Below are 6819 nucleotides of genomic sequence, written 5' to 3' on the forward strand. Positions count from 1 at the left end.
GGGCAACCAGGACCCGGCCGGTCATCGCGGCCGCGTACTCGATGAGCGGCCATTCGACGACATTGGCCACGAGCAGCGCGACATGTTCCCCAGGACGGGTGTGTTCGAGGAGAGCAGCGGCGATCGCCCGCGCCTTTTCGAGGATCTGGTGATATGTCAGGCGCTGATTCTCTCCGCGATGATCGTTACCGATCAGAGCCAGACGGTCCCCGAACTGGCCTGCCTGTGCTGTCAGCAGGGTGGCCGAGGTGTGGTCGAGCAAATCGATGCTCTCGTCTCGAGTCCAGTGTGCCTGCCGAAGCGGCGTGCCGATCCCTGCGGACATTATGTCTTCCATTCTCCCAAAAGGCACCCGCTGCCCGGTCGGTCGTGAGCGGATGGTGTGAGACTCGTCCGACCAGGTGCCGGTTATCGCGATTTTCAGCTGCTGACGAATTACGCTGGCGGATTCGTAATGTCGTTCAGGACGTCGGTTCGCGGCCATCCCACTCCCCCTATGTCTGCCATCCGCCGTCGATGACGAGATGTTGACCGGTGACGTACGACGACTCGTCCGACGCGAGGTACACCGCTCCTGCGGCGATGTCGTCGCCTGTTCCGAAGCGCTTGACAAGCATGTGATCGAGGCGCCTGGTGTCCGAGGTTCGAACGCCTGATGACAGATTTGGAGCTCCGACCTTCCTACATCAGCCGTCCGCCGCCGACCTCGAGGACTGCACCCGTCATGAAGCTCGACAGATCCGAGGCCAGGAACAGTGCCGTACCCGCGACCTCATGCGGTTCCCCCGCGCGCTTCATCGGAATCGTCGATTCCAGGTTCGCGAACGCTTCGGCAGACATCGCTGCGGTCATGGGTGTGCGGATGAGTCCGGGCGCGATCGCATTGACACGAACAGCCCTGCTCGCGAGTTCCTTCGCGGATGCTTTCGTCATACCCACGATGCCGGCCTTTGCCGCGCTGTAGTTGGTCTGGCCGAAGTTACCGCCCTTACCCGACAGGGAAGACATATTGATGATCGAGCCGCGCCCCTGCTCGCGCATGATCGCGCCGGCGGTCTTCACACCGAGCCAGGTGCCGGTCATGTGGACGTTGACGACCAGTTCGAAGTCGCTGAGCGACATTTTCGCCATCCGGTTGTCGCGGGTGATACCGGCATTGTTGACCCAGATGTCGAGTGATCCGAACTGTGACACAGCACTGTCGGCTACCCGTGAAACCGCGTCTTCGTCGGTCACATTGCATGCAAGAGCCACCACATCCCCGCCACTAAGCGATTCCGCGGCGATCTCGGCCTTGGCCTGGTCGAGATCGGCGATGATGACCTTCGCGCCGTGCTTGGACAACGCCGCGGCGATCTCGTAACCGATTCCCTGAGCGGCTCCGGTGACGACGGCCACCTTTCCTGCTACCAAGCCCGGCTCTGTGACAAGCAATTCCGGAGCCAATGCAATTTCAGACATTCGTCAAACCCTCTTTTCATAGCATGCTCGGCCGATGATCAGCTTCTGCACTTCATGGTTGCTTCGTAGATGCGTTACATATGGGGATCGCGATGGAACCGCTCGGTCGGGGGGCGTTCCGCATCTGCCCGAGGGCCTTTACACCTCCGGTCCGCGATGCCGTGGTTTCGTCCCGAACAGAGACCGGAGGACTAAGTGGCCGAATTCCACTGCGCGCTGTACGTCTTCTCGCATTTTCAACCCATGCCCGCCGTACTCCTCGGGAAGGGCACACCCGAACAGAGGCACCGCAATGGATGTACTCGGCGATAGCGTCGGCCTCGTCGCGGCGAAGTCCTCTGCTTGCGTATGAATACGATTACTGCCGTGACTATCTGGACGAAGCCGTCTTGGTCGATGACTCGAGTTCTTATCTGTACCGAGTCGTGCTGGGAGGTATACGCTCAATGCCTTCGTAGGCGGGTTCGGGACGCCAGGGGAACCATTCCGGAAGGTCGGAGCCCGGGTTGAGTGTCCACACCGGGGGACGCTTGTCCAGGAACGCCTTGACTCCCTCTGCGGCGTCCGGGCCCGATCCGGTGTACGCGATCGCCGCGGACTCGATCTCATGCGCGACCATCGGGTGGTCGGCGCCCATCATCTGCCACAGCAGTTGGCGCGTCAGCGCGACGGATACCGGGGCGGCGCTTCGTGCGATTTCCTGCGCAATCTCGGTGGCGACGGCGAGGACTTCTTCGGCGGGATGGAGGCTGCGCACCAGCCCGGCTTCAAGAGCTTCCTTGGCCCGGAACACTCGCCCGGTCATCGCCCAGTCCAGGGCACGGTTCGGTCCGACGACGCGCGGGAGGAACCAGCTTGCCGCGCCGTCAGGAACGATGCCACGAGCTGTGAACGGGAACCCAATCTTCGCAGAGTCCGCGGCGACCCGGATGTCCATTGGAAGAGTCAGTGACGCACCGAATCCCACGGCCGGCCCGTTGATCGCAGCGATGACGGGCTTGAGGGAGCGGAAAATGCGCAGGGTTACTCGCCCACCGGTATCACGGGGCGGACCTGATTCGCCGTTTGTCCGGTTGAACGAGTCCCCCCCGGAGGAGAGGTCCGCCCCAGCGCAGAACGCGCGCCCGGATCCTGTCACCACGACGGCGCGCACCGAGTCGTCGGCGTCGGCAGCGTCGAAGGCGTCGATGAGTGCGTCGCACATGGCGGTGGTCACTGCGTTGAGGTTCTCGGGGCGATTGAGTGTCACGAATGCGACGTTGTCGGAGACCTCGTAGAGGATGTCGGGCACGGTCTGTGGTCCTTTTCCGGCTTGTTCAGTGGTTGAGGAGTTCGAGGATCGTGGCGTTGGCCATGCCGCCGCCCTCGCACATCGTTTGGAGCCCGTATCGGATTCCGTTCGCCTTCATGTGGTGGACGAGCGTGGTCATCAAGCGGCCACCAGAGGCGCCGAGCGGATGGCCCAGGGCGATGGCGCCACCATTCGGGTTCAGACGGGTCGGGTCGGCACCGGTCTCGGCCAGCCAGGCCATCGATACGCTCGCGAACGCCTCGTTGACCTCGAATGCACCGATGTCGGCGATGCCCAGCCCGGCCTTACCGAGGACCTTCTCCGTCGCCGGAATCGGACCGGTCAGCATGAGCACTGGGTCGACACCGGCCAGCGCGAAGCTGTGCAGTCGTGCGAGCGGCTTCCATCCCAGCTGACGTGCACGTTCGCTGGTCGTGATGAGCAGTGCGGAAGCGCCGTCGGAGATCTGCGAGGAGTTCGCGGCCGTGATGACTCCGTCCTCGGAGAATGCCGGCTTGAGCTTGGCTAACGACTCGAGCGAGCCGCCGCGCCGCACACCCTCATCGGTGTCGACGACCGATGACGTTCCGTCCTCACCCGTCACCTCGATGGGAGCGATTTCGTTCTTGAAACGGCCTGCATCGATCGCCTCGGCGGTCTTGGCGTGCGACTCGAGTGCATGCTGGTCGAGATCGGTGCGGCTGAAACCCCAGCGGCGGGCGATGGTCTCCGCGCTCACTCCCTGGTTGAACTCGATTCCGTCGTAGCGAGCAAGAGCTTTGGGTCCGTACGGTTCCCCGAACCCTGCCCGCCGCGGTGAACCCATCGGCACGCGACTCATCAGCTCGACACCGCCGGCGACCGCGATGTCGTACTGACCCGACATGACACCTGCGGCGGCGAAGTGGACTGCCTGCTGCGACGAACCACACTGACGGTCGATGGTCACCGCGGGGATGTCCTCCGGCCAGCCGGCTCCGAGCACGGCGAAGCGGCCCAGGTTTCCACTCTGTTCACCTACCTGCGACACGCAGCCCCAGATCACGTCCTCGACCAGGGTGGGATCGAGGTCGTTTCGGGCCGCGAGTGCCTCGAGCACCATGGCGGACAGGTCAACCGGGTGGACGCCGGCCAAGGCGCCGTTGCGCTTCCCTACGGGGCTTCGTACTGCATCGACAATGACGGCGTCTCTCATTGGACTACCTTTCTCGGCTTCTGACTACGGTCGCGACGGCACCCTCTGGCCGTCGTGGGGGGTCGATCGATTTGTGGGTCTTCAGGATCCGGTCCACTTCGGCGTCCGCTTCTCCGCGAACGCCCGGGCACCTTCTTGTGCGTCGGAGGACGCGAAGACAGGACCGGTGATGTCTCGTTGGCGATCGAACTGCTCGGTGGTGGACCAGTCACGCGCCTGCGCGACCACTTGCTTGGTGGCGCGCACGGCGAGCGGACCGTTGGCCACGATCCGTCCGGCCAACTCGAATGCCCCGGCCAGCGCCTCGCCCGGTTCGGTTACCCGATTGATCAGTCCGAGTTCGAGAGCGCGGTCGGCGGTGAGGTGCTCACCGGTCAAGGCGTACTCGAGTGCGACTCGTTCGGGGATCAGCCTGGGCAACCGGAGCAGTCCCCCGGCGGCGGCAACCAGACCCCGTTTCGTTTCTGGCAGGCCGAAGACAGCGGCCGATGAGGCCACGACCAGATCGCAGGCAAGTGTGATTTCGAAGCCGCCTGCCAGGGCATAGCCCTCGACTGCGGCGATCAGGGGCTTCTGTGGTGGGTTCTCGACGAAACCTGCGAAGCCGCCCTGGGGTGTGGCCGGGCGGATTCCTTGTACGAACGCCTTGAGGTCCATTCCTGCGCTGAAAGTGCCGCCGGCTCCGGTAATGATGCCGACGACCAGATCGTCCCGCCGGTCCAGTTCCGCGAGCGCCGACTCGATTCGCTCTGCAACTTCCAGATCTACCGCGTTCCGTGCGCTGGGCCGATTGATGGTAATCACCAGTGCGCCATCTGTGACTTCGGTGAGCACGACTGGGGCATGCGTCTTTGGCTCAACTGCTGTCATCGCGATCCTCCTGTGGCAGTGCGATTCATAAGCCCAGCGACTTGCTGATGATCGTTTTCATGATTTCGCTGGTTCCGCCGTAGATTCGGGTCACCCGTGCGTCGGCGTAGAGACGGGCGATGGGATATTCGAGCATGTATCCGTATCCGCCGAACAGTTGCAGGCACTTGTCGACCACTCTGCCCTGTAACTCTGTGCAGAAGAGTTTGACCTTGGCCGCGTCGACGGCGCTCAGTTCGCCTTGGTCGTGGTCGTCGAGCGCCCTGTCGACGAGCATCTGCCCCGCCTCTATCTCCGTCGCGCATTCGGCGAGAATGAATTTCGTGTTCTGCATGCTCGACAGCGGCCTGCCGAAGACGTTGCGGTCCTTGACGTAGGTGGTGGTTTCGTTTAAGGCGGCGACTGCGGCAGCCTGTGATCCCACTGCGATCGACAGCCGTTCCTGGGCGAGATTGTGGCCGAGGTAGTCGAACGCACGACCTTCTTCGCCCAACAGGTTCGCAGCCGGCACCCGCACGTTGTCGAAGTACAGTTCGACGGTGTCCTGCGCCTTCATCCCCAGCTTGGACAGGGTGCGGACCACACCGAATCCGGGGCTCGAGGTTTCTACGACGAGGATGCTCAGGCCCGCGCGCCGGTTGTCCAGGTCGACCGGTGCCGTCCGTGCGACGACGAGCATCAAGTCTGCGTTGACGCCACCGGTGATGAAGGTTTTCGACCCGTTCAGCACGTAGGTGTCACCATCGCGGGTGGCGGTACTGCTGATGCCTGCGAGGTCCGATCCGGTCCCCGGTTCGGTCATTGCGATTGCGGAGATCAGGTCGCCGCTGGCGGCGCCGGGAAGCCATCGTTGCTTTTGTTCCGCAGTGGCGTACTTCAGCAGGTACGGCAGCACGATGTCCATGTGAACTCGCAGCGACCCCAGGCCGAGCTTCGCGCGCAGGGTCTCCTCGGTGAGGACGGCGCTGTACTTGTAGGTCTGCTCGCCGCTTCCTCCGTATCCTTGCGGGATCTGGATTCCGAGAATGCCGAGCTCGCCAACCTCGTTGTAGAATTCGCGCGGCGGAGCGCCCTGCTCTTCCCACTTCTCGAAGTTGGGTACGACATTCTTTTCGAGGAACCCTCGTACCATCCGCCGGAATGCGTCGTGTTCGTCCGTGAAAACCTTGCGTTTCATCTCGACTTTCCTGATCAGTGAAGGGGTAGTCGTGGCCGTGGTGGTCCAGCCTCAGTTATCGCGGTGCCATGCGGTTGGCGCCGTCGAGCCGGAGGGTCTCACCGTTCAGGTAGCCGTTGTCGATGATTGAGCACGCCAGCTTGGCGTACTCGTCCGGTTCACCGAGTCGCGCCGGGTGGGGAACCCCACTTGTAAGGGACTGGCGCACGTCGTCACGCAATCCTGCAAGCATCGGGGTATCCATTAGGCCCGGCGCGATCGTGCACACTCTGATGTTCTTTGTAGCAAGGTCGCGTGCTGCGCAGATCGTCAGGCCTGCGACACCTGCCTTGGATGCGGCGTATCCGGCTTGTCCGATCTGCCCCTCGAAGGCAGCGATGGACGCGGTCCACACCATCACGCCACGCTCGCCGGCGATCAGCTCGTTTCCGGCCATGTTTGCGGCGGCAACACTTGACACGTTGAAAGTCCCGAGGAGGTTGGTGCGCACGATAGTGGCAAACAAGTCACCGTCACCCCGCGAGCCGTCCTTGTTCACAAGCCGGACCGAGCCTCCACGGCCGGCTGTGTGCACGAGCACTCGGAGCGGTGATCCGAGCGATGCCTCCGCAACGGCGTTCTCGACTTCGCCGATGTCAGTCACATCGGCAGGAACGAATCGTGCGCGTTCACCGAGCGATGCCGCGACTTCCTTTCCCTGCGAGGACGGAAGATCAGCGATGACGACCGACGCACCCAGGTCGATCAGTCGGCGAGCTGTTGCGAGCCCCAGTCCGGAGGCTCCGCCCGTCACCAGAGTGGACTTGCCGTTGATATCCATAACTC

General features: G+C 63.1%; 8 protein-coding genes. All 8 read right to left on the reverse strand.

Features of this window, described 5'->3' with window-relative positions:
- On the reverse strand, nucleotides 1–484 hold a 484-nt coding region (locus AC1DWT_RS48790), incomplete at its 3' end, for an AMP-binding protein (protein WP_477926022.1).
- Nucleotides 485–494: 10 nt separating this feature from the next.
- A complete protein-coding gene (locus tag AC1DWT_RS48795) occupies nucleotides 495–617 on the reverse strand; it encodes an SDR family oxidoreductase (protein ID WP_477926023.1) in 123 nt (40 codons plus the stop codon).
- Between the two features lie 64 nt (nucleotides 618–681).
- The gene (fabG, locus tag AC1DWT_RS48800; RefSeq protein WP_477926024.1) at nucleotides 682–1461 is read right to left on the reverse strand and encodes a 3-oxoacyl-ACP reductase FabG; all 780 of its coding nucleotides are present in this window, start codon (nucleotides 1459–1461) and stop codon (nucleotides 682–684) included.
- Nucleotides 1462–1870: 409 nt separating this feature from the next.
- A complete protein-coding gene (locus AC1DWT_RS48805) occupies nucleotides 1871–2752 on the reverse strand; it encodes an enoyl-CoA hydratase-related protein (RefSeq protein ID WP_164065117.1) in 882 nt (293 codons plus the stop codon).
- Between the two features lie 25 nt (nucleotides 2753–2777).
- On the reverse strand, nucleotides 2778–3947 hold the full coding sequence (locus AC1DWT_RS48810) for a thiolase family protein (protein ID WP_164065116.1): 1170 nt from the start codon (nucleotides 3945–3947) through the stop codon (nucleotides 2778–2780).
- An 81-nt stretch (nucleotides 3948–4028) separates the two neighbouring features.
- Complete coding sequence (locus AC1DWT_RS48815) at nucleotides 4029–4817, reverse strand: crotonase/enoyl-CoA hydratase family protein (protein ID WP_105417939.1); 789 nt, start codon at nucleotides 4815–4817, stop codon at nucleotides 4029–4031.
- A gap of 25 nt (nucleotides 4818–4842) precedes the next feature.
- Entirely contained in the window at nucleotides 4843–5994 is a 1152-nt protein-coding gene (locus AC1DWT_RS48820) for an acyl-CoA dehydrogenase family protein (protein ID WP_164065115.1), read from the reverse strand.
- A 55-nt stretch (nucleotides 5995–6049) separates the two neighbouring features.
- Complete coding sequence (locus tag AC1DWT_RS48825; protein WP_164065114.1) at nucleotides 6050–6814, reverse strand: SDR family NAD(P)-dependent oxidoreductase; 765 nt, start codon at nucleotides 6812–6814, stop codon at nucleotides 6050–6052.
- Nucleotides 6815–6819 lie beyond the last annotated feature (5 nt).

This window comes from Rhodococcus sp. P4_B6 (assembly GCF_056402215.1).